Genomic DNA, 23,635 nt, shown 5'->3' with positions numbered 1-23,635 from the left:
CTGCACTTCTCGGGGAAGTCCATGCCAAGATTCACCTCATGAGCGATCAGGGTGGGTACGGGTACCAGGGCAATCAGAATTGGCAACCGGCTCCGTACGGGCAGCCTGATCCGTACGGCAGGCGGCCGACGAACACGCTCGCGGTACTCGCTCTCGTCTTCGCGTTCCTCATCGCGCCGTTGGGGATCGTCTTCGGGCACATCGCACGCGGCCAGATCAAAAGAACCGGCGAAGAAGGTGACGGACTCGCTCTTGCCGGACTGATCATCGGCTATATCTTCACCGCACTGGGCATCCTGGCCGTGGTGGTGTGGATTGCGTTCTTCGGGTTGCTCGCGGCCGCTTTCGGCAACGCCGCGAACGAGGCGAGTTCGCGGAGTTTCACCTACACGACGCCGTACTCGTACTCCACGACCACGACTCGGGCGCCGAGTGCACCCACCACAGCGCCGAGAACGACAACACCCCCACGCGTCACGACCTCGATCGGTCCTGCGCCTACCGTCTCCGGCACCGACCGTCAGGGCTTCATCTCCGGCGGTCCCAGTTGCAACTCCACCAATCCTGCCGTCGCCATTGCCGTCACGACCGGATCACGAATCGTCATCTGCGAAACCGGAGTCGGCCGTTACTACTACAAGGGTCAGCGGCTGAGCGACGGCGCCACCATCGAACTCGACGATCCAACCCCCACCGGCAACGGATTCACCGTCACCAACAAGGACGTGACGTACAAGCTCACCTCCGCCGGACTGGTGATCGCCGGCAGCGGAGGCGAGCTGGGTCGGGAAGCGGCGCTCGAGTTCTGGATGAACTGACCCGCTTCAGCCGGCGCACGGATCCTGGTAGGGAACACCGGGCAGATAACGCTCCCATTCGGCTTCCGTGATGGGAGATCCTGCGGTGCGGCACAATCGATCGACGACGCTGCCTGGATCGATCCCCCACAAGCGAACCGTCTTGTCCGACCCGCTGCCCGCGATCATGTCACTCTCACCGGCGAACTGAGCGTCGTTGACGCGACCCGGGTAGGCGGACAGCGTCGCAAACCGTGTTGGCCGTGGAGGCGTTTCGATGTCCCACAGCCACACGGTTCCGTCTCCGACGCCGGCAGCGAGCCGATCACCGGCGCGGTTGAACGAGATCGAATAGATTGCGCCCTCTGGGCCGAGAAGACGAGCGAGTTCCTCGGGCGCCGACGGTGTGCGTACGTCCCAGACGGCGACACCGTGATCCGCGCTTCCAGCGGCCAACAGAGTTCCGTCGGCACTGAAAGACACTGCTAGTGCGTAACTTTGGAACCCGCCCACCGTTGCCGCCACCCTGGGCGACGCTGGGTTCGACACGTCCCACAGATCAACGTCATTCTTGGCGTTCGCGATCGCCAGAATGTCGGCACCCGGTTGAAATGCCATCATCTGCGGGTAAGAGCCGACATCGGTCAACGACAACAGTTTCGGGGCCGACGGATCGGAGACATCGACCAAGGCCACACTGTTGTCGTCCTGCGAGGACACTGCCAGCAGATCTCCGCCGGGATTCAGCGCGACAACCGCCACGATGCCCTTCACATATACCGCAGGTTCGCTGTAGATCCGTGGCGACGCCGGATCCCTCAGGTCCCAGAGATAGGCACCGCCGCCGCCGGTGCCGCTCACGGCCAGGTTCCCGTCTGTCGACACCGCCGATGCTCCGCTGAAAGAGTCGGCCCCTTGCGGTTTCAACTCGGGCATTATCGCGGGGCGATCGAGATCCTCGGTGTTCCACGCCAACATCGCGCCACCCCTGGCGCCGACGCCGGCCACCAGACGCGAGCCGTCCGCAGCAAAGGGACTGGTGAATATCGTGTCCCGAGCTCCCGCCCAGACCGGACCCGGTAGAGCCCACACGCGAGTCACACCGTTGAGTCCCCCGGTGACCAGGTTGCGGCCGTCGTCGCTGAAGTCGACGGTGGTCACCGCCCCACTGTCCGGAAGTGTTTCGATTAACGCCCCGGTTCGGGGGTCCCATACGCGCACGGAGTTGTCGGAACTCCCTGCAGCAAGGCGTGTTCCATCTTTGCCGTAGTTCAGTTCGTTGACGTAACTGGAGAAACCCGTCAGCGCAGGGAGGGGAGCAGGGTGCGCCGGATCGCTCATGTCCCACCGAACCACCTCTCGGCCAGTGGTTCCCGCCGCAAGCTCACGTCCGTCCGGACTGAAGGCGACGCCGAGGTAGTGGACGGTGGTGCCGTTCGGCTCGGTTGCGAAGATCGGCGCCGATTCCTCACCCCACTTCGCGACGTCCCACACGCGCAGTGTGGCTTGACGCCCGCCCGCCACGAGGAAACGTCCGTCGGGGCTGAACGTCGCGGTGACGATGCCGTCAGCTGGGTGCGGAAGAGCAGGCAAAGCAACGGCATTCGTGGAGGTGTCGATGTTCCATCGCAGGACGTCGGGCGTCGAGGTACCGGCGACCAGTTTGGTCCCATCTGGACTGAACTCCATGTCCTGCACTACGCGTTCACCGTCGACGGGAAGTGTTCCACGTACCGGATTCTTCGGATCCGACACGTCCCAGAGTGCAGCGCCGCCGGCACCACCGGCGGCAAGCAGTCGGCCGTCCGGGCTGTAGGCGACAGCAAAGAGAGCCGTGCCCTCCGCGACTCCGAGGAACTCCGCCTGCGGAACGGCTGAGGCCACACCATCCACCATCGGATACAACCTGACCTTTCCGTCCGAACCACCAACCGCCACAACAGTTCCGGCTGGGTTGATCCGGGCCTTCATCGCGCCGGGTGGTCCGATGATGCGGGTAGCCGAATGAACGCCGGACGCATCCAGCAATGCCGAGCGGGCTTCGGTCGTCTCGTTGACCGCAAATGCCGCCAGAGCAAGCTGCGACGCCAGCGACGGATCTCGCTCACGCATCCTGATCGACTCGGTGGCCACCTGACGCGACATCGCCTCGTCGCGCGCGGTATCTGCTTGGACACGTTGGCGATTCGCACCGATACCGGCGACGGTGGCGACCACCGCCAACACCAGAGCGATCACCGACGCAGCCGCCAGCGCAGTCACGAGTCGTCTCAGCACGCGTGTGCGTCGGCGATCGGCAAATTCCTGCTGATCACGATGCTCGATGCTCGCGGCGAGGTACTCCCGCTCGGTGGCGTTGAGGTCGGCGGAGCGAGTCTGGCTCGGTTCAAGTGGGAGACCGAGCTCGCCCGAACGCAGCCATTCTTCCGTCAGATGTAGACGGGCGGGTCCGAGCAGTGCGCCGGGGTCGCGTCCACTGTCCTCCCACACCTGCGCCGCGTAGGTGAACCGGCGATGCACTGCCAGGCCGGCGCGGTCCGAGTCGATCCAATCGCGAAGCCGACTCCACGCCGACAGCAACACCTCGTGCGAAACCTCGACGGTCTCCTCGTCGACGGTGAGAAGTCGCCGCAAGGCGAACCGGTCGATGACGGTGTTCACGTCGTCGACGTCGTCACCGAGGAAGAGTTCGGTGCGCGGTGCGCGCCGACGCGTCTGCGTCACTTCGTCGACGTTGACCAAGCGCAGGAAGATCCTGCGCGCCAACTGTTGCTGCCGCTCCGTCAGTTCGCCGTACACTTCCTCGGCGCTCTGCTGGACAGCTCCGGCGATCCCGTCGGTGGCGTAATAGTCCGAGACGGTCAGCGTCTTACGCGTCGACCGTTGCCAGGTCCCCAGCAGTGCGTGCGACAACAATGGCAAAGCGCCGGGGTCGCTGGCCGTGCGCGAGCCGCGTGGTGTCAGCTCGCCGACCAGAACCTGGACCAATTCGCTCTGCACGGTCATCCCGGCCTTGACCGCCGGCTCGACGATCACTTCGCGCAACTGCTCTTCGGTCAGCGGCCCGACCACCATCGGCGAGTCGTCGAGCAGTGGCACCAAAAGCGGTTCCTTCGCCGCGAGCCCGTAGAAGTCGGCGCGCATGCCGATGACGACAATGGTGTTCTCACCGAGTTCCGCGAGAGTCTGCAGTATTTCCTCGCGACGATCACCGTCGCACTGCGTCCACAGTTCCTCGAACTGGTCGAGGATCAAGACCGTTGGTTCGTCTGAAATCGACGACGGGATTGTGCCGGCGCCCGGCTGCAAGATTTCCACCCGCCAGCCGTCGAACCGTGGATCGTCTCCGGCGATCTTGGGGGCGAGCCCGGCCCGCAGCAACGACGACTTACCCGAGCCGGAAGCACCGATCACCATGAACTGACGGCGACGTTCACCCTGTATCGCCGACGCCACCCGCTCCGCCAAATTGGCAGTGAATTCGTCTCGACCGAAGAACCACTCGGCGTCCTCCTGCCGGAACGATTCGAGTCCTCGATACGGAACGGTGGCGTCGCCGCGTCGTCTGGCCGTCAACTGTCTCACTCGTTGCACCGCACTGATCCAGCTCTGCCGTTCGTCGTCGGAATCGACGCCGCAGGCCTCGAGGAGCGCAAAAAACATCGGGGTACTCGCCGGCGTCGGCAGGTGTTGGCCGGCAAACCATCCGCTGACAGTTCCGTGCAAACCTCCCGACCGCTCGACGGCTTCGCGAACCGTCAGCCCGGCCGCATTCCGCAGAGCGGTGAGCGCCTCAGCAAACTGACCACGCGACTCGATTTGGGCGGGATCAACCTGATTGTGCGTACCGGCTTCCGCCTTCGAGTTCATAGCGAGGCACTCTATCGGAGCAGGTAGGGGATTTGTCTGGTGTATGGACTCTGTATCGAGAGAGTTGCGACGGTTCCACTGAGACGCCGCCATCGAAATACTCGATCTCAGTCGCGCCCGAAGTCAGCAGCCCTTCTGCAAATACGGCAGTCGACGCCTATCCCCTCCGTCGAAAGGCGCTACTCGCATGTCTGCAATCGGCATTTCTTCGAAGATCGAGGCAAACGTGTCCCGAGTCGGCAACCCCAAGCACGGCAAGCACAAGCCGAAGCTGAGCGTCCGCGAGATCGAAGTCCTTCTCGCCTGGCTTCGTTCGGATTCCAAGTCCGAGGTCGCCGAGACACTCGGCCTTCGCGTCAGCACCGTGAACACACACATCACTCGGATCCGCACGAAGTACAGCGACGTCGGGCGGCCGGCTCCCACGAAGGCAGCGTTGTTCGCCCGCGCGGTTCAGGACGGGTACACCACCCTCGACGAGTGGTGACCTCAGACTGTGACGGGTTCCGGTTCCTTCGCCTTGGACGGCTTCAACCAACCGGGTAGCCAGGCCGGCTGTTTGTCCGGCGCCTGGTCGAGAACACCGCCCGCCGGATCGTCGATGAACCCGTATCGCACGAGGTCTTCCGACGGCCGGTAGATCTGCCGCAGCACCAGCGCGCACAGAACCAGCACCGCGATGTCCCGGATCACGACGGTTCCGGTGAACCACTGCTCCGGCAGACCCTTGTTGGACACCCCGAGGTAATACATCATTCGTGGAACCCAGACCAGGGCGTCGATGGTCATCCACGCAAGCAACAGCCTGCGGTGCGGCAACGCCAACACGGCCAGCGGCACCAGCCACAGCGAATACTGCGGGCTCCACACCTTGTTCGTCAGCAGGAAGCCCGCGACGAGCAAGAAGCACAATTGCGCTACGCGCGGACGACGCTGCGCCGTCAGGGCGACGTAGCCGACACCGATGCAGACCGCGACAAACAGCAGCAGAGAGACGGCGTTGAGATTCGACGGCGACTCACCTTGCGCGAGGGGACCGTCGAGGCCCTTCCACGACGTGAACGACGCGATCACGTTGTAGAGGGAATCCGGATCAGCCCCGCGCTCGGAGTTGAGACGGAAGAACTCGTACCAACCGTGGGGGTACAGCGCGGCGATCGGCAGGTTCACCGCAAGCCAGGCCGCGACGGCGCTGAGAGCGGTCACCAGCCAGTCCCGCGTCTTGCCCGCACGCAGACACAAGACGAAAAGCGGTCCGAGTAGGAGCAGCGGGTAGAGCTTCGCGGCGCCGCCGAGGCCGAGCAGAATTCCCGCGAGTACCGGACGCTTGCGTGCCCACGCCAACAACCCGCCGGCCGCGAACGCCGTCGCCAGCGGATCGAAGTTCGTGAACACGTGCACGATCACCAAGGGGGAACAGGCGATCAGCGCGCCGTCCCACACTCGTCGTCCGGCCAGCAGGGTGCTCGCCCACACGGTCACCAGCCACGCCAACGCCAACCCGAAGGCGACGACGTTGAAATAGAGCGCCACCTGAATCGCGCCCGGCAGCCAGGTGATCGAATCCCACGCCTTGGCGACCTTCATCGCACCGTACTGATAGAGCCCCGAGATGACCGGATACTCCATGTACCGCATCTGGATCGAACCGTCGCCGCGCACTTCTTCCCACGACGTCTTGTACGGGAAGGCGCCCTGATCGAGGCGTTCGGCTCCGTACAGCGGAACGGTGTCGGAGTAACACATCGCCACGTACTGACGGCTGCCGCTCCAGTCGAGGCCGACCTGCCCGCTCTCGCCGACCGGCGACTGCTGAATACAACCGGCCTTCGCGAACCAGCCGAAAGCCAAGAACACCACGGCGAGCAGGAGGATCACTCGCATCGGTGTGAAGAAGCGGGTGCGTCCGATCAGTGCGTGACGACCTACCGGACCTCCGACGGTTCCCGACAGCGCAGACACCAACGCATCGTTGCGACTGGGAACGTCCCGCCAATCCGCCGAACGAAGATCTTCGGCCAGCGGAGCGGGGGAGGTCGGTTCGGCATCATCAGCATTCGCGGCCACTCCGCGAGGTTACCGTCTTTCGAACCGACCACCCTCCAACTACTGGCCGGGGCTCACACCTGCCGGTTCTTCCTCGGTGGTCTCGCCTGCCCCTGGTACCTGCGGCGTGGTTGTCGTCGGCCGGGAGATGCCAGGAATCGGGATGGTGATGCCCGGCAGAACCTCGACCTGCGTCGTCGTCACCACAGGCGGCGGAGTGGTTTCCGTCGTCGTCGGTGTGGTGGTCGGCGGCGCCGACGTCTTGGGCGGTGCGGGAGCCGTGTACTCCGGAACACCACCGGCTTGGCCGTTGATCTTGCCCGGCGTCGGGAACTTCTCGTTGTCGGTGCCGTCGAGGGCGCCGTCCATCGTGTCCTTCCAGATGTCCGAAGGCAGACCCGAGCCGTAGATCATCGCGCCACCGGAATTGGTGATCGCTTCACCGTCGGGCGTTCCGACCCAGACCGCGGTCGAGAGTGACGGCGTGTAGCCGACCATCCACGCGTCCTTGTTGGCTCCGGTGTCACCGAGCTGCGCGGTGCCTGTCTTCGACGCCGACAGACGTCCGCCGGCCAGGTTGTGACCGCGTGAGTACGCCGCGATCGGCTGCATCGCAGCCGTCACGTTGTCCGCCACGGCAGCGTCGATGCGGTCCTCACCCGCGGGTGCGCCGCGGTCCAGCAGCACGGTGCCGTCGGCCGCGACGACCTTCTGTACGAAGTGCGGTGCGTGATAAGTACCGGACGCGGCGAGCGTCGCGTACGACGACGCCATGTCGAGCACGCGGGCCTGGTACTGGCCGAGCACGATGCCGTTATTGGGACCGGAACCGTCACCCTCGGTGAGCGACGGGCCGACGCCCGGGATGTCCTTCGGGATACCTGCCTTGTGAGCGATGTCCGCGATTGCCTGCGGGCCGTTGCCGTCGAGGCTGAGCATCTGACGGTAGAAGCTGGTGTTCAGCGAACGCTTGAGTGCTTCGGCGATGGTGCAGGTGCCGCAGCTTTCACCTTCGACGTTGCCGATGGAGATGCCGTTGACGGTCAGCGGCGAGCTGTCGTACATCTGCGAGAGCGGAATTCCCTGATCCAGGGCGGCTGCGAGACCGAACACCTTGAACGAGGAACCGGTCTGAAGTCCGGCATTCGCGAAGTCGTATCCCGCGCCGTCCTCACCGCCGTAGTACGCCTTGACCGCTCCGGTCTTCGGGTCGACCGAGACCACTGCGGTGCGCAGATTCTCCGGCTCACCCTTCATGTTGGAACGCGCTGCCTCGACCGCTGCGGCTTGCGCCTGCGGGTCGATGGTCGTGGTGATCTGCAGACCCTCGGTGTTGAGCAACTGCTCGCTGATTCCGGCGTCGCCGATCTCCTTGAGCACCTGTCGCTTGATCAGGCCCTCGGGGCCGGTCGAGCCCTGGCTGCTGTTGTCGACCTGGGCGAGCGGGATGTAACCGGGGTACTGCATCGGCGTGCGCGCAGCCTGATCCAGCGTGCCGGCGGACACCATGCCGTCGAGCACGTAGTTCCAACGAGACTTGGCACCGGTCGGGTTGGTTTCGGGATCGAGGAGCGACGGAAGCTGAATCGACGACGCCAGGACGGCGCCTTCCTCGATGGACAGCTGGTCGACGGGCTTACCGAAGTAGGCCTTGGAGGCGGCTTCGATTCCGTACGCACCACGACCGAAGTAGATGGTGTTCAGGTATGCGGCGAGAATGTCGTCCTTGGACCACTCGTTGGCCATCTTCGAGGAGAGAACGAGTTCCTTCATCTTTCGCGTCAGCGAACGCTCCGAGCCGACCAGCGCCTTCTTCACGTACTGCTGCGTGATGGTCGAGCCACCACCCGCGCTGTCGCGACCGAGAACGTTGTCTCGGGCTGCGCGTGCGAAACCGGAGATCGAGAAGCCGGGGTTCGAGTAGAAGTCGCGGTCTTCCGCGGCCAGAACGGCGTTACGAACGTGCATCGGCACCTGATCGAGCGAGACCTCGACGCGGTTACCGTCGGGCGGGACGACGGTGCTGATCACCGTGGTCCCGTCGGCGGCAAAGACCGTCGCCACCTGGTTGGTCTTGAGGTCACCGGGCTTGGGGACGTCCTGCACGATGTACGCGGCCATGAAGGCAAGAACGGGCAGAACAAGACCGAGCGCCACCAAGACGTAGGCCGAGCGGCGAACTGTGCGCCACTTGGACTTCTTCTTCACGGTGCTCTTTCTTCCCTTCGGGGGTTGTCCGTCATTGCCACCGCCACCGGAGCCACCTGTCGGCGGCTTCGTCGGAGGAGGTCCGACCGGCGGGCGGGTGCCCGCGTTGGTACGAGTGGTCGCTGCTGCTGCTGCGACGCGCTGGGTCGGTTCGTTTCCCTGAGCGCCAGCGGCGCGATCCCGTCCCGCGCGATCCTGTGGCGGCGGGCCGGAAGGTCGCCCCTGCGACGGACGACCCTGCGGCGGGGGTCCGGCGGGACGGCCCTGAGGAGGCGGGCCGGAAGGTCGGCCTTGCGGCGGACGACCCTGCGGCGGGGGTCCCATCGGGCGACCTTGCGGCGGACGACCCTGAGGGGGTGGGCCCATCGGAGGCCGACCCTGGGGCGGCGGACCCTGCGGTGGTGGACCCATGGGACGTCCCTGCGGCGGACGACCCTGAGGAGGTCCGGCGGGGCGGTTGGGACCGACGGGACGGCCACCCGGGTTGTTGCCTCCCGGGTTGTTGTTGCTGGGGGAACTCACGAATCAAATCTCCAGTGGTCACGGACCGATCACGTGCAGACTTCGATCGGGCCCTTCTTCGGGTGTGGCGTTACTCGCTGGCGGTGCGCCGGCTTGGTGGGCGTGCTCGCCGCGGTCGCGGCGGCGCAGGTACTGCGCCGAGCACATAGGACTGCACCAAGTGGTTCCAACTGCAGGTACGGCACACCTCTACAACGTGCACCGTGAACTCCTCTGCTGTTTCCGCAAGCCGAGCGAGCTCGTCCGAGGTTCGAGCGGATCCCGAAACTTGGCCGAGCTTGTCGCCGAACACCCAGGACACGAGCGTCAACTGTTCCTTGCGGCAGATGGGGCAGACGACGTCGCTGCCCCGGCCGTGGAACTTCGCGGCTCTGAGTAGGTACGGATCGGCGTCACACACTTGCTTGACGTCGGTCCTACCCGCAGACACTTCGGCCAGCACAGACCGACGCGCGAGCGCGTAGTCCACAACTTGCCGCTGTATCCGCACCTGACCAGCGTACGTGCGTCCGCGCCGCGACGGACGGTTCGGGAGGGTCACGATGAACACATTTCGGGGCCTGGGGGTACGGCGACCAGCCATTACGATCACTTCCTGTGAAGTCTTCCCGTTCTCCGATGACGCGTGCTCGTGATCTCGATCGCGTCGAAACGTGCAATGTGTTGGAAGCTGCATACGCCGAAGGGCAGTTGAGCGCGGAGGACTACTTCGAACGGACCGAGAAGGCGAAGTCCGCGAAGACCCTGCTCGCGCTCGCACGCCTGGTCAACGATCTGCAGGTGCCGAAGATCGAGACCAGAACGGCGCCTCGCACGTCGACGACACGAAAGGCCGGGTACCTCGGCGCTGCCGCTCTGATCGTCGTCGGCGCGATCGCCGCAGTGGCGTGGAGTCGCTCACCATTGACGCCCTCGGAAGACATCACTGCCAGTTATGCCAGCACTACTTCGCTCGCGCCGCCGTTGCCGACCACCACTCCGGCGCCGGAGCCGACCGTCGAACCGATCCTGATCGCACACATCGACACGTTGACGCCGGAAGGAATCGGCGCATTCATCGAGAGGTATCGAGAAGAGTTCGGCGACATGTTCGTCGACGGCGCCAGCTTCCACGGTGACTACTCCTCGGTGAGCCGGGCGGCCCCCGACGCTCCCGCTCTCACCGAGTCCATCAGTTTTCGCGACGGCTTCGAGCGGGATGTGACATCCACTCCGCGGCGAACTGGCCAGCCGACCTTCGACCTCGGTTCCATCCAGATCGACAAACTCGCGCCGTACATGGCGAACATCGGCGGCTATGTCAACGTTTCGAACGCCGCGATCACGCACTTGATCATGGATGCGAACTACGGCGTCCCGGAGATCGCGATCTATGCGGAGAACGGACTCGGTCACCAAGGACGCATCGAAGTCACGCCATGGGGCGAGATCTCTCGTTCCTACCCGTACGGGAGCTAGGGTGAGCCGGTGAGTGGGTCCCCGACTACTACCTCTACGCGCACCCGCGCGCGCGACGTCGACCGTTCCGACACCTGCGCCGTTCTCGACTCCGCCCTGTCCGACGGACAGATCACGGCGGACGAGCATGCGAACCGAACGGCATCGGCCATGACCGCGACCACTCTCGGCCAGCTCGATCTGCTGGTCCGCGATCTGCAGAAAGCGACGCTGCGTAACGCCGTCGCCAAAGTTCGTCGTATCGACAAGATCTGGTACCTCGCGGCCGCTTCGGTTGTCTTCGCGGGCATGATCGGGTTCCTCACCTTGTCCGCCGACGATTCACCCCCACCGCCTCCACCGGCTGCAGCCGAACCGGTCGGACCGCTTGCCCCCATTGTGAGTTCGACGCTGAACACGGTCACTGCAAGCGGGATCGGGGAATTCATCACCAGATACAGCGCCAAGTACGGCACGACGCTGATCGATTCCGCCAACTTCTACGACGGCCATGCAAGCGTCACTCGCGCCGCCGCTGTCTCGCCGAATCTGGAGGAGGACATCGACTTTCGAGGCGGTTTCACACCAGGCGACAGCACGTCGACCCGGGCGGCCAGCACGACTACCTTCGACCTCGCCTCGGTCGACATCGACAAACTCGCCGGATACCTGGCCGGAGCGTCCGCCAATCTCAACGTCCCCGACGCCAAGGTCTCACACATCAGCATGAGTTCGTCGGGCCAAGATCCACGTATTTCCATCTACGTGGACAACGAACTCGGCGCGAGCGGCTCGATGGAGCTGACCCCGGATGGCCGCCCGATCCGCTTGTCTCCCTTCACTCCTCGATAGGCCTCGGACATGCCGAACGATCTGACCCGGACCACCCGTGCTCGCGACGCCGACCGCGAGGCCACCTGCGCAGTGCTGGACTCCGCCTTCGCCGACGGGCAACTCACCGCGGCCGAGCACGACGAATTGACCGAACTCGCCGCGGTTGCAGTCACTCTCGGCGATCTCGAAGAATTGACGTTCGATCTGCAGACCGAGGCGTCGCTACCCGTTCTTCGGAAAGAACCTTCGCTGGACACGCGTTGGATCGCCGTTGTGATCATCGCTCTGTCACTGGTCTCGGCTATCGGTTTCGGAATCAAATACGCCGCGTCCGACGTCACGATCTTCTCCAGCCCCGAGCCACAGTTGCACACCGTCGACGGCCTGGGTGCGATGTTCCGTGCCATCGAAACGGAGTACGGCAGCGGACTGGTCGACGAGATGACCATCTATCCCACTTATGCACGCGTAACACGCGCCGATCCTGCCGCGCCGCGCAAGAGCCTGGACAGCTACTACCGAGGCGATCTCGAGGACACGACTTCAGGAGGATCGCGCGAACCCGACGTGGCACAGATCGACGTCACACAGCTCGATCCTCGCATCGTGATCGCCCTGCTCGACGGCGCCGGAACAACGACGTCGGTGCAAAATCCGACCACTCGATACGTCTCGGTCGACAGCACCGAAAATGTTCCGACCATCCAGATTCACGTCGGCAACGACCTCGACGAGAGCGGGTACCTGACCGCTGCCCTCGACGGCGAAATCATGTCGATTTACCCGTTCAAGCCCTGATCTAGCCGTGACACCTTGGTACACGTATCGGGCCGCAGTGTGGTTTTATATATCGGCGCGATATAGTTGGTTATCGCATCAAGCGGTTAGGTTCAACGACTCGGGAGGTTTGTCAGTTGCTCGAACTCGCAATCCTCGGGCTGCTCCTCGAGTCACCGATGCACGGATACGAGCTGCGTAAGCGGCTCACTGGTCTGCTCGGCGCATTCCGCGCGTTCTCGTACGGATCGCTGTACCCGGCACTGCGGCGCATGCAAGCCGACGGATTGATCTCGGAAGACGTCGACACTGCCACCGGCACTCTCAAGCGTCGGGCGCGTCGCGTCTACCAGCTCACTCCGGAAGGTCGGCAACGGTTCACCGAACTGGTCGCCGACACCGGGCCGCAGAACTACACCGACGACGGTTTCGGCGTTCACCTCGCCTTCTTCAGCCGCACCCCCGCAGAAGCGCGGATGCGGATTCTCGAAGGCAGGCGACGTCAGGTCGAGGAGCGCCGCGAGGGGCTCCGCGAGGCCGTCGGTCGGGCCAGCGGATCGCTGGACCGCTATACCCGTCAGCTCCATCAGCTCGGACTCGAATCGAGTGAACGCGAAGTGCGTTGGCTCAACGAATTGATCGCAGCCGAGCAATCGACAACAGGAACATCCCGGAAAGAAGGAGAACCCGACCATGGGTGAGAACAGCACCGCGGTGCGCGTAGCCATTGTGGGCGTGGGTAACTGCGCCTCGTCCCTGGTTCAGGGCGTCCACTACTACAAGGATGCCGACGAGACCCAGACGGTCCCCGGCCTCATGCACGTCAAGTTCGGTAAGTACCACGTCCGCGACGTGCAGTTCGTCGCTGCGTTCGACGTCGACGCCAAGAAGGTCGGCTTCGACCTCTCCGAGGCGATCCTCGCGAGCGAGAACAACACCATCAAGATCGCCGACGTCCCGCCGCTGGACGTTCCCGTTCAGCGTGGCCCGACCCTCGACGGCATCGGCAAGTACTACGCCGAGACCATCGAACTGTCCGACGCCGAGCCTGTCGACGTCGTCAAGGCACTCAAGGACGCCAAGGTCGACGTCCTCGTCTCCTACCTGCCCGTCGGTTCCGACGACGCTGACAAGTTCTACGCACAGTGCGCAATCGACGCAGGCGTTGCATTCGTCAACGCCCTGCCCGTCTTCATCGCTTCCGACCCGGAGTGGGCTGCCAAGTTCAAGGACGCCGGCGTTCCGATCGTCGGTGACGACATCAAGAGCCAGGTCGGCGCCACCATCACCCACCGCGTGATGGCGAAGCTGTTCGAAGACCGCGGCGTCGTGCTGGACCGCACCTACCAGCTCAACGTCGGTGGAAACATGGACTTCAAGAACATGCTCGAGCGTGATCGCCTGGAGTCCAAGAAGGTTTCCAAGACGCAGGCCGTGACGTCCAACCTGACCGGTGCGCTCGCCGGCAAGGTTCACGACCGCAACGTCCACATCGGTCCCTCGGACTACGTGGAGTGGCTCGACGACCGCAAGTGGGCATACGTCCGCCTCGAAGGCCGTGCCTTCGGTGACGCTCCCCTGAACCTGGAGTACAAGCTCGAGGTCTGGGATTCGCCCAACTCTGCCGGCATCATCATCGACGCCGTCCGCGCAGCCAAGATCGCCAAGGACCGCGGCATCGGTGGACCGGTCTACCCGGCTTCCGCTTACCTGATGAAGTCCCCGCCGGTCCAGATGGCTGACGACAAAGCTCGCATCGAGCTCGAGGCTTTCATCATCGGCGCTGACGAAGCGTAGGTCTACGCCGGGCCGACGAAGCTTATTTAGGCTCACGCTGATTCGGGGTCTTGCGCCAACGGCGCAAGGCCCCGATTCTGTTATCCGCAGGGTGTTTCCGCATCCGCGCGGGTAATCACGCCTGCGGCTGCTGAATCGCCGCGCGGGTCCGTGTGCCGATCAGCGTGGAATGATGGACATCAGAACCATCACACGGATCGAGGACCCCATGTCGATTACGTCGCTACCAGTGCTCGATCTGTCGCTGGCGCAGAATCCCGACACCGCCGAGCAGTTCCGCACGCAACTCCGCGAGGCCACCCACGAGGTCGGATTCTTCTATCTTGTCGGCCACGGAATTCCCGACGACCTGCAGCGACGCCTCCTCGACGTCGCCCGCGAGTTCTTCGCGCTTCCGACTGCCGAGAAGCTCGCGATCGAGAACGTCCGCAGCCCGCACTTCCGTGGGTACACCAGGCTCGGCGGCGAACTGACCGAAGGCAAGCAGGACTGGCGCGAGCAGATCGACATCGGCGCCGAACAGCCCGCCGCCGAGCGCACCGACACCTCACCGGCCTGGGAGATCCTGCAGGGGCCGAACCAGTGGCCCGACGCCCTTCCCGAACTTCGCGACGTCATCACCGAGTGGAACGACACGCTCACCTCGATCGCGTTGAGCCTCTTGCGCGAATGGGCGGTAGCGCTGGGGCAGGACGCAAACATCTTCGACGACGCGTTCGCTCACGATCCGTCGATCCTCATCAAAGTGGTTCGTTACCCCGGACGCCCGGAAGGTGCCGGCTCCCAGGGCGTCGGCGGGCACAAGGACGCGGGCGTGCTGACACTGCTCTATGTCGAACCAGGCAAGGGTGGTCTGCAGGTCGAGCACGACGGCGACTGGATCGACGCACCGCCGATCGACGGGGCACTAGTGGTCAACATCGGTGAACTGCTCGAGGTGGCAACCGGCGGATACTTGAAAGCGACTGTGCACCGGGTAATTTCACCCGAAGGCGACGGCGAACGCATCTCGGTGCCGTTCTTCTTCAACCCGAACTACGCAGCACAGATCCCGGAGTTCGACCTACCGCCCGAGTTGGCGGCGCGCGCCACCGGCGTCACCGTGGACGCGAACAACCCGATCCACGATTCCTACGGGGCGAACGCCCTCAAGAGTCGACTACGCGCGCATCCTGATGTCGCGGCCCGATGGTGGCCGGATATCGTTGCGGCACAAAGCGCTACCTGAAGCTGAACTACAGGTCCATCGCAACTTTCCACGCCGTGTGCATCGCACCTTCGATGTAGTCGACGTTCACCGCGTCACCAACGACATGCACGTCGGAGACGACGCCGATCAGAGCGTCGGCCAGTGGCGCCTGCGCCGACACACCCGACGCGACGACAACCATGTCGGCCGAAGCTGTCAGTGTCGCGTCACCGGAACGGAATTCGACGTGCTCCTTGGTGATTCGCTGCACCGTTGAATTGCGGTGAATGTTCACACCGACATGCTTGGCGTGACGCACAGCCGTCCAGCGGCGCGGCATCGCCATCGGAATGCCCAACTGCTGGCCTTCTTCGATCAGCGTCACATTGCGACCGCGCTCGGCCAGGAACTCCGCAAGCTCGAGTCCGACAAGCGAACCACCGATCACCACGACGTCCTTGCCCATGGGCAGGAATTTACGAGTCACAGCTCGGATCGCCGCGGGACTCTTGGTGATACCGGACAGCTTGCCCAACTTGGCCATCGTCCGCAGGAACGCCGGTACCTGTGAGACGTCGCCGGCGCCGGTCATCAAGGCGCGCAACGAGTCACCGGTATGTACGTGCGGGAGATCGCCGCCCGGAACACTCGGCCGCTCACGGACTGCACCGGTGGCCACGACTACGGCGTCGGGGTTCAGTGCCCGGATCGAGGCGACCGAGGCTTCGGTCTTCAGTCGAACATCGACACCGAGACGCTCGATTTCCACTTTCAACCAGCTGAGCAGACGCCCGTTGTCCGGGGTAGTGAGGCTCGAAAACCACAGGGTGCCGCCGAGACGATCGGACTTGTCCAACACCGTGACTCGGTGCCCACGTTCAGCGGCCACGCGAGCCGTTTCGAGACCACCGGGGCCCGCTCCGACCACAACAACGTGCTTCGGAGTGCTGGTCCGGACGAAGGGGAGAAGCGCTTCGTTGCCGAGCGCGGGATTGACAGCGCACAGCGGCGTCTCGTCCCAGAAGTTCTCCTGCACGCAGACGTAGCAATTGATGCAAGGCCGAACCCGCTCGGGTGCACCGTCTTTGAGTTTGTTCACCAACTGTGGATCGGCCAAAAGCTGACGGCCCATTGCGGCGAAGTCCGTGCGACCTTCCGCGATCATCTTCTCGCCGACCTCGGGGAGCATACGTCCGACCGTGATCACGGGGATCGATATCGCCTGCTTGATTCGCGTTGCATTGTCGGTGTAGTAGCCGACCTTGTCGGGCAGGGGGCCGTCGGTGAAGTTGGCAAAAGCATTCAGCGCGGTACCGGTGACATGGATGGCGTCGGCGCCGGCCTGTTCGAACATCTTCGCGGCCGCAGCGGCCTCGCCGACCGTCAGCCCGTCGGTTTCCCCATACTCTTGACCGGCCAGACGCACGATGACGGCCAGCGAACCGCCGACCTCCTCCTTGACCGCCCGAATGACCTCGCAAGCCAGGCGAGCACGGTTCTCCATGGAACCTCCGTACTCGTCGCTGCGCTGATTCGTGTACCGACTCAGGAACGCTCCGAGGACGTAGTTGTGGGCACAGTGAATCTCGACGGCGTCGCCGCCCGCGGCCTTCACCCGTCCGGCAGCCTCGGCGAACATGCGGACCAGCCAATCAAGATCTTCCTTGGTGGCCTCGTGGTAGGTCGCCCTCTTGCCCTCGTTGATGGCAGCCATCTTGCCCAGTTCTTCGGGCGTGCAATCGGCCATCGCGCTCATGTCACCCGGCGGCTTCGGCGTGGACGGGACCAACTGCGGTCGGCCGTCGAGGGTATCGATGCGCGCCACCTTGCCGTGGTGTGTCATCTGCACGCAGAGCTTGCTGCCCGCGTCGTGCACCGCGTCGGCCAATGCTTTGAGTCCGGGGATGAACCGGTCTTCCGATAGCCCCGGTTCCTTGCGACTGGTGCAACCCAGCGGATACGCAACAGCGCAGCAACCGGTGATGATCAGACCCGTTCCACCGGCCGCGCGCGCCACGAAGTGGTCGATGTCGCCCTTTTCGATTTCCCCGTCTTCACACAGATTCATGTCCATGGCAGGGAGAACGACGCGATTGGGCACCGTCATCGGGCCGATAGTGCCTGGTGCGAGCAGGTGCGGAAAGGTCTGGCTTCGGATCGTCACGAGTGGACGCTAGAACTCGACGACGCCCGTCCGTTGCCGCACTCCCGATGATCGAGACTTCACGCGCTGTGACGTGCGAGGCACTCGGCTATCACCGCGAGCGCATATTCGAGGTCCGCGGATTCCACCCGCCCGTAGCCGATGACCAATCCGCCGGGGTCTCCGTGCGTTCGGGTGGACTCGACCAGAGTTGGCACTTCGACGCCGTGTTCGAGTGCCTCGCGGGCAACGACCTCTGCCAGATCCGCGTCGAGTATGAGCGTCGTATGCATGCCGGCGCCGAGTCCGCGCAGTTCGCCGAACGGTGACAGCGCCTCCTCCACTGCACGATCTCGTTCGCGGTACCGACGACGTGCCGTGCGCACCGCCCGATCCCATTCGCCGTCACGGAGTAGGGACAGGAGTGCTTGCTGCAGCGGCGCCGAGGGGAAGTCGCCGATTCGCTTGCGGTGTACTGCTATGCGGTCGACCAATTCGAGAGGAGCTACCAACCAGCCCAGTCGAATTCCCGCGCCGAGCGTCTTGGCAACCGTGCCGAGATACACCACCCGGTCCGGAGCCAACTGCGCAAGCGCAGGCAAAGGTGCTACGTCGTAGCGGAATTCGGAGTCGTAGTCGTCTTCGAACAGGACAACATCGCGGGTTCGAGCGAAGTCGATCAACTGATTGCGACGACGGACGGGAAGCAGTCCTCCGGTCGGATACTGGTGGGACGGTGTCACATACACGCCACGAACGTCCTCCGGTGCCGATTCGAGTTGGTCCACACAGAGACCGTGCGCATCAACCGGCACGTCCAGTAACGACCATCCGCATGCCGTTGCGGCCGAGGATGCGTAACGATATCCAGGATCTTCCATCGCCAGGACTGCACCACTGGTGCGTAACGCCGACAGGGCCAGGCCGAGGCCGTGGGTGGCACCCGAGGTGATCAGGATTCGCTCGGGTTCGACCGACATACCTCGGGCCCTCGCCAGCAATTGCGATAGTGCCGAGCGTAATTCGTAGTCACCCGCGGGATCGGGATCCTCGAATGGTGGCGGCTTGGCCCCGACGTCTCGCCACGCTCGACGCCACGCTGCCGACGCGCGCGGCGGCGTCCACGGCACACCGGGCCGAAGCCGCACCCTGGGCAACACCTTCTCGGCGGGCTTCGCGGTCGTAGTCGTGGGAGTGACCACGGGGGAGGGTGCCTCGGCAACGAAGGTTCCCGAACCGTGCACAGCGACCAGCCAACCCTCTGCGATCAACTGCTCATACGCCCGTTCCACGACGCCCCGCGCCACCGCGAGCTCTGACGCCAGCTTCCGGGAGCTGGGTAACCGCAGACCGACCGCCGCCTGACCACTGCGGATGTCAGCTCTGAGGTGGTCGGCGACCTGGACCGGAAGCGCCCGCCGATCCGTCCGGTCGAGGACTACGGCTACCGCCGAAGGAAGAAACATCAGAACCTTTCCAAAGTGGCCTATCGAAGTCTCCACTGATTGGATCATGACTTGAAGCCACTTTGCCAGCAACATTGTCTGCATGACAGATTCCGTTGTCCTCACCGTCCCAGCAGTTATTGCACCGCTGTCCCCGACAGCCCGTACGACGCACAAGCGGGCCCGCCACCACGGTGTCGCGGAACGAGCAGCCCTCGTCGACGTATTGCAGTCCGCGAAGCTGTGCCATATGGGCGTGACCGTCGGCGGAGTTCCCATGGTGTTTCCCACCGCGTACGGGTTCGACCTCGACGGCCCCGACCGCGGTGGATCTATCTATGTTCACGGTTCAGTCGCTTCACGGAGCTTGGCTCCCGACAGCGAAATCTGCATCACCATCACGATCCTCGACGGGCTGGTGTTGGCTCGGTCGGGATTCCACCACTCGATGAACTACCGCAGCGGCGTCATCATCGGATCACCTCGAGTCGTGACCGACGGCGACGAACGCGTGAAGGCGCTGAATCTGATCGTCGACCAGGTGGTTCCCGGTCGTTCCCAGCATCTTCGGGATCACACGCGCAAGGAAATGGCGGCTACCGTGGTTCTTGCACTGCCGTTGTACGAGGCTTCCGTCAAGGCCCGCGCCGGCGGGCCCGGTGACGATGCCGCCGACATCGGTGTCGAAACCGTTTGGGCTGGAGTAGTTCCTGCATCCACGCGCTTCGGTGAACCAATTCCGTCCGAGGATCTCGACTCCAACGTCGAACTACCGGAACATATCTCGACGATGGTCTGATCCCACTCGCGAGTCCGACAACACACGTCGAGCACCGGGGCATGGTGATGCCCCGGTGCTCGCGTCTTCAGTTTGTGCCCGTTCAGGCGGCTGTGGGTGGACTGTTCCCGCCGATCGGATGCTGGAACGGATCGATCGACATCGGCGGATAGAACACCGTTTTTCGATCGGGGCCGATCTCGACCCTCCATTCGGTGTGGTGCAGTGTCCGATGGTGATGACCGCACAACAAGATCAGATTGTCGAGATCTGTTGGGCCACCATCGTTCCAGTGAACAATATGGTGAGCATCGCACCACCCCGATGGAGTCCCGCACCCCGGAAACGCACACCCACCATCCCGGACGGCCAACGCCCGCCGCTGGGGTACCGTCGCCGTTCTCGCTTCCTTACCGCAGTCGAGCGGAACACCGTTCTCATCCAACAGAATTCGGGTCACGGTGCAGTCGCACGCCAACATCCGTGCGGTATCGATGCTGATCGGGCCCACCCAATCCGTCCACGCGAACCCGAGTTCCTCCGTCGACGGCAGTAGATCCTTCAAAGCCTGCATATCGGTCATGTCTTTCGCCGACGCAGTCACCGTGATGTGCGGTTTCACCCCACCCTCGACCGGACCCAACCCCGCCCGCTCGTACCGGCGCAACAACTCGCAAAACCCATCCGCGCGCCGTAGCGCCGGAGTGCGGGTGTCCTTGACGCCGTCTTTCTCCGGCGTCGGAGCCGACAGACTCGACAGCAACGTGATCAGACGTGCCCCGTTCACGGCATCCAGATCGCCCTTCACCGACACGCGCCCGTACAAGCCTTTCGAGGCATAGAACTCGTTACGCTCCGAATCCTCACCCACCGGGACGCCGTCTTCACGTTTGCCGTACTGCTTCTCGATCCGCCGGATCGCCGCCCGCACCGCATCACAATCAGCGATGTTCTTCGACGCCAGGTCGAGCAGGATCCCGCGGGCCTTGTCGACATCGGCCGGGGTCATGTTCTTGGGTGGATGCTGACAAAAGGACGCCACCTGACGGGCCTTCAACGCATCAACGTCACCTCGGTGGAATGCATCGGCGACAACAGGTTCGAGCAGAAGCAACCGCGCCAAGCTGACCAGCAGGCTGCACTCACCGATCTCCAAATTTGTCGAACCATGCAACCACTGCGCGATCGCCCGAAAACCCTTCCCGAACACAGTCTCCCGGGAAAACATCTCCACGATCAACAACACCATCCGCGACTGCAACTCGTGCCGGACACCCACCAGATCCAGAACCTCACCCTTGAGGTCCTCACCATCCAGCTGCCATGCTTCCCGACTGTCCATGCAGCAATCGTATTCGAACACAGTTTCGAACACAAGAGATGAAGAAACGAAACTAGCTGCTAATCAACAACTTTCGCATTCCAGGCGAAACGGGCAGGTTCTTGGGTCGCGGGAGTAGCCTCGACTCGGCCGCCCATGAAGGGTCGGACAAGATCCAGCGGCAAGGGGAAGACAACGGTGGAGTTGTTCTCACTACCGATCTCGTGAAGCGTCTGCAGATAACGCAGTTGCAGGGTGGTCGGATTGCGGCTGATCACTTCTGCCGCTTCGGCCAGCTTGGCCGAAGCCTGAAACTCCGCGTCGGCGTTGATGATCTTGGCTCGCCGCTCTCGTTCAGCCTCAGCTTGCCGGGCGATGGCGCGCTGCATGTTGGCTGGAATCTCGACGTCCTTGATTTCCACGGTGGTGACTTTGACTCCCCACGGTTCGGTTTGCTGGTCGATGACCTTCTGCAAGTCCTCGTTGAGGCGTTCACGTTCGGAGAGCAGCGAGTCCAGCTCTGCCTTGCCGAGAATCGAGCGCAGTGTGGTCTGGGCGATCTGCGAGGTGGCGGCCAGAAAATCCTCGACCTCGACTATCGAACGGTCCGCGTCGACAACCCGGAAGTACGTGACGGCGGTGACCTTCACCGGAACGTTGTCGCGGGTGATCACCTCTTGGACCGGGATCTTCAGCGTCACGGTTCTCAGGCTGACCCGCTCCATGCGATCAATGGCCGGAACCAGAATCACCAGGCCCGGGCCTTTCAAAGTGATCAGTCGACCGAGGCGGAACACCACCGCGCGCTCGTACTCACGCAGGACCCTCACCGACATGCCTGCGAGCACTGCGGCCAACACGACAAGTACGGACAACACAACAAGGACGGTGGTCATAGCGGCAGCTCCCACGGTTCACGACGGCGCACTTTCAGAGTCAGGCCTCGAACCCGCTCTACGACGACGGATTCGCCTACGGCAGGTGCAGAATCGTCGTACCCGAATTCCATTCGAGCACTCCATAATCCGCCGTCCAGCTCGACCTGACCCTGCACACCGGTCCAACTGCGGACCGTCGCATCGGAGCCGACAAGCGACTCGGTCCCGGTACGCACGGGCGCGCGGCGCGCGGTAAGCACTTTTCGGCTCGCTACCGCCACTACGCCCAGGCCGACCACCGCAACCCCCGCCGTCACCGGAATCGCGATCAATTGGCCGATACCGTCGGACGTGAAGAGCATCCAGACGCCCGCACCGATCAGAAGAGCCCCCAGCGCACCGAGCACCCCCGCGGTTGGGGCATGCGCCTCGACCACGATCAACAGGACACCCACCAGCAGGGCAACGACACCGATCGTCGTCATCACTCGTCTCCATGCTCGCGAGGACGCGGTCACGTCGCGTAGCCATTGTGCGATCGCGCCCTCGACTCCAACGGTAATCACGTTCGGCCGGATCTGCCACAAGCGCTTTCACATCAATTCAGAGAAGGACCTCACCGATCTGTCTCGCGGTCACCTTGGCAAGATCCGCGAGGAACGGAATCCGCTCGTCGATCATCAACTCCACAGGGCCTCGGAGCCCGAGAGCGTAACGCACAGTGCCTGATCCATCGACGATCGGAATTCCGATCGTCCGGAAATCCGGGGTCAACTCTTCGTCGTTGAATCCGTAACCGCGCTCGCGGGTCAATTCCAACTCCCGGCGGATACCGGCAACATCGGTGATCGCACGCTGGGTGGTCGCTTCACGTGGCAGGGCAGCGAGTTCCGAGTCGTCGACATCGGACCAGGCCAGAAAGGCTTTCCCCAGTGCGCTCGCATGCAAGGGAAGGCGAACACCCTGCAGCACGTGTCCGTCGGCCTCACGCCACCGGCTGAAACCGAGTAACACCACCTCACTTCCGCTTCGCACTGCCAGCGAGGCTGATGCTCCTGTCGTCGCGGCCAATTGCTCCAAGTAAGGCTCGGACAGATAGATTCGATGCTGCCGGTAGGAGACCTGCCCGTAGGCCGCCAGCGCCGCGCCGATGCGATACCGACTGGTTGCATCGTCTTTCTCGAGGAACCCCGCGTCGACGAGCGACTGCAGTAATCGATGCGTGGTGCTGACCGCAAGCTCTTGTCGCCGCGCAACTTCCGAGACTCCCAGTTCTTCGCCACTGCGAAAACATGTGAGCATGGTCAGGGCACGGGTTACCGTCTGAACTCCCGCGCCGCGTGCGTCCGTCACGAACGATCCTTTCGCTGTGGCCTGATCGACCTGAGAATCGGACGCTAACACGGACCCAGCAGTCCGGCCATCCTTTCCATCAGGTGGAAAGGATGCAGATGGAGACCTGCAAAAGCCCAGATAAACAGACTTCCGATGTTGTCAAGATTTCCAATCTCCAGAAAACAAACGGGGGTAAAACGGACTGGCACCCAATAGCGTCATCGTCGTCAGTTCTGACGATTCAACGCCTGAAGGAGC

Annotated in this window: 19 protein-coding genes; 9 read left to right on the top strand and 10 right to left on the bottom strand. The window is 63.5% G+C overall.

The annotated features are described in order from the left end of the window. Positions 1-38 precede the first annotated feature (38 nt). Positions 39-818 (top strand): DUF4190 domain-containing protein, encoded by a 780-nt coding sequence (locus tag ACFWAD_RS03600; protein ID WP_378541426.1) that lies wholly within the window; start codon positions 39-41, stop codon positions 816-818. A 6-nt stretch (positions 819-824) separates the two neighbouring features. On the opposite strand, the gene ACFWAD_RS03595 is transcribed toward ACFWAD_RS03600, so the two are convergent. Continuing rightward, positions 825-4,667, bottom strand: coding sequence for a helix-turn-helix domain-containing protein (locus ACFWAD_RS03595; RefSeq protein WP_378541424.1), 3,843 nt, complete (start codon positions 4,665-4,667; stop codon positions 825-827). A 187-nt stretch (positions 4,668-4,854) separates the two neighbouring features. Between ACFWAD_RS03595 and ACFWAD_RS03590 the strand changes: the two genes are divergently transcribed. After that, positions 4,855-5,154 (top strand): helix-turn-helix transcriptional regulator, encoded by a 300-nt coding sequence (locus ACFWAD_RS03590; RefSeq protein WP_378448469.1) that lies wholly within the window; start codon positions 4,855-4,857, stop codon positions 5,152-5,154. Between the two features lie 2 nt (positions 5,155-5,156). Here the strand turns inward: ACFWAD_RS03590 and ACFWAD_RS03585 are convergent, their stop codons facing one another. The 3 genes from ACFWAD_RS03585 to ACFWAD_RS03575 all read right to left on the bottom strand — a co-directional run bounded on the left by ACFWAD_RS03585 (position 5,157) and on the right by ACFWAD_RS03575 (position 9,933). Continuing rightward, entirely contained in the window at positions 5,157-6,734 is a 1,578-nt protein-coding gene (locus ACFWAD_RS03585) for a glycosyltransferase family 87 protein (RefSeq protein WP_378541422.1), read from the bottom strand. Positions 6,735-6,773: 39 nt separating this feature from the next. Beyond that, positions 6,774-8,921, bottom strand: a complete 2,148-nt coding sequence (locus ACFWAD_RS03580) for a transglycosylase domain-containing protein (protein ID WP_378542900.1) — start codon at positions 8,919-8,921, stop codon at positions 6,774-6,776. 592 nt (positions 8,922-9,513) lie between these two features. Continuing rightward, positions 9,514-9,933: a DUF5318 family protein gene (locus tag ACFWAD_RS03575; protein ID WP_042448217.1), complete on the bottom strand. Its 420-nt coding sequence runs from the start codon at positions 9,931-9,933 to the stop codon at positions 9,514-9,516. A gap of 128 nt (positions 9,934-10,061) precedes the next feature. On the opposite strand from ACFWAD_RS03575, the gene ACFWAD_RS03570 reads away from it, so the two are divergent. From ACFWAD_RS03570 to ACFWAD_RS03545, 6 genes are all read left to right on the top strand, one after another. Beyond that, on the top strand, positions 10,062-10,901 hold the full coding sequence (locus ACFWAD_RS03570) for a DUF1707 domain-containing protein (protein WP_378541420.1): 840 nt from the start codon (positions 10,062-10,064) through the stop codon (positions 10,899-10,901). 9 nt (positions 10,902-10,910) lie between these two features. Next, positions 10,911-11,732 (top strand): DUF1707 domain-containing protein, encoded by an 822-nt coding sequence (locus ACFWAD_RS03565; RefSeq protein WP_378541418.1) that lies wholly within the window; start codon positions 10,911-10,913, stop codon positions 11,730-11,732. Positions 11,733-11,741: 9 nt separating this feature from the next. Further along, on the top strand, positions 11,742-12,512 hold the full coding sequence (locus tag ACFWAD_RS03560; protein ID WP_378541416.1) for a DUF1707 domain-containing protein: 771 nt from the start codon (positions 11,742-11,744) through the stop codon (positions 12,510-12,512). 116 nt (positions 12,513-12,628) lie between these two features. Then, positions 12,629-13,192: a PadR family transcriptional regulator gene (locus ACFWAD_RS03555; protein WP_003946014.1), complete on the top strand. Its 564-nt coding sequence runs from the start codon at positions 12,629-12,631 to the stop codon at positions 13,190-13,192. Then, on the top strand, positions 13,185-14,288 hold the full coding sequence (locus tag ACFWAD_RS03550; RefSeq protein WP_378541414.1) for an inositol-3-phosphate synthase: 1,104 nt from the start codon (positions 13,185-13,187) through the stop codon (positions 14,286-14,288). The genes ACFWAD_RS03555 and ACFWAD_RS03550 overlap by 8 nt, the downstream gene beginning before the upstream one ends. A 169-nt stretch (positions 14,289-14,457) precedes the next feature. Continuing rightward, positions 14,458-15,516, top strand: a complete 1,059-nt coding sequence (locus ACFWAD_RS03545; RefSeq protein WP_378541412.1) for an isopenicillin N synthase family dioxygenase — start codon at positions 14,458-14,460, stop codon at positions 15,514-15,516. A 7-nt stretch (positions 15,517-15,523) separates the two neighbouring features. Here ACFWAD_RS03545 and ACFWAD_RS03540 read toward each other — a convergent pair whose 3' ends face one another. Next, positions 15,524-17,641: an FAD-dependent oxidoreductase gene (locus ACFWAD_RS03540; RefSeq protein WP_378541410.1), complete on the bottom strand. Its 2,118-nt coding sequence runs from the start codon at positions 17,639-17,641 to the stop codon at positions 15,524-15,526. 59 nt (positions 17,642-17,700) lie between these two features. Continuing rightward, positions 17,701-19,086 (bottom strand): PLP-dependent aminotransferase family protein, encoded by a 1,386-nt coding sequence (locus ACFWAD_RS03535; protein ID WP_378448477.1) that lies wholly within the window; start codon positions 19,084-19,086, stop codon positions 17,701-17,703. A gap of 82 nt (positions 19,087-19,168) precedes the next feature. On the opposite strand from ACFWAD_RS03535, the gene ACFWAD_RS03530 reads away from it, so the two are divergent. Next, a complete protein-coding gene (locus ACFWAD_RS03530; RefSeq protein ID WP_378541408.1) occupies positions 19,169-19,864 on the top strand; it encodes a pyridoxamine 5'-phosphate oxidase family protein in 696 nt (231 codons plus the stop codon). Positions 19,865-19,946: 82 nt separating this feature from the next. Here the strand turns inward: ACFWAD_RS03530 and ACFWAD_RS03525 are convergent, their stop codons facing one another. The 4 genes from ACFWAD_RS03525 to ACFWAD_RS03510 all read right to left on the bottom strand — a co-directional run bounded on the left by ACFWAD_RS03525 (position 19,947) and on the right by ACFWAD_RS03510 (position 23,395). After that, positions 19,947-21,185 carry a DUF222 domain-containing protein gene (locus ACFWAD_RS03525; protein WP_378541406.1) on the bottom strand — a complete coding sequence of 413 codons (1,239 nt, stop codon included), beginning with the start codon at positions 21,183-21,185 and terminating at the stop codon, positions 19,947-19,949. 59 nt (positions 21,186-21,244) lie between these two features. Beyond that, positions 21,245-22,060 carry a slipin family protein gene (locus ACFWAD_RS03520; RefSeq protein ID WP_378530110.1) on the bottom strand — a complete coding sequence of 272 codons (816 nt, stop codon included), beginning with the start codon at positions 22,058-22,060 and terminating at the stop codon, positions 21,245-21,247. Continuing rightward, positions 22,057-22,527: an NfeD family protein gene (locus ACFWAD_RS03515; protein ID WP_378541404.1), complete on the bottom strand. Its 471-nt coding sequence runs from the start codon at positions 22,525-22,527 to the stop codon at positions 22,057-22,059. The genes ACFWAD_RS03520 and ACFWAD_RS03515 overlap by 4 nt, the downstream gene beginning before the upstream one ends. 118 nt (positions 22,528-22,645) lie before the next feature. Beyond that, the gene (locus tag ACFWAD_RS03510) at positions 22,646-23,395 is read right to left on the bottom strand and encodes an IclR family transcriptional regulator (protein WP_378448482.1); all 750 of its coding nucleotides are present in this window, start codon (positions 23,393-23,395) and stop codon (positions 22,646-22,648) included. Positions 23,396-23,635 lie beyond the last annotated feature (240 nt).

Source organism: Rhodococcus sp. NPDC059969 (assembly GCF_042738325.1).
GTDB lineage: Bacteria > Actinomycetota > Actinomycetes > Mycobacteriales > Mycobacteriaceae > Rhodococcus_F.
The sequence above is the reverse complement of the archived record's forward strand: the minus strand, read 5'-3'. Positions and strand labels throughout refer to the sequence as shown.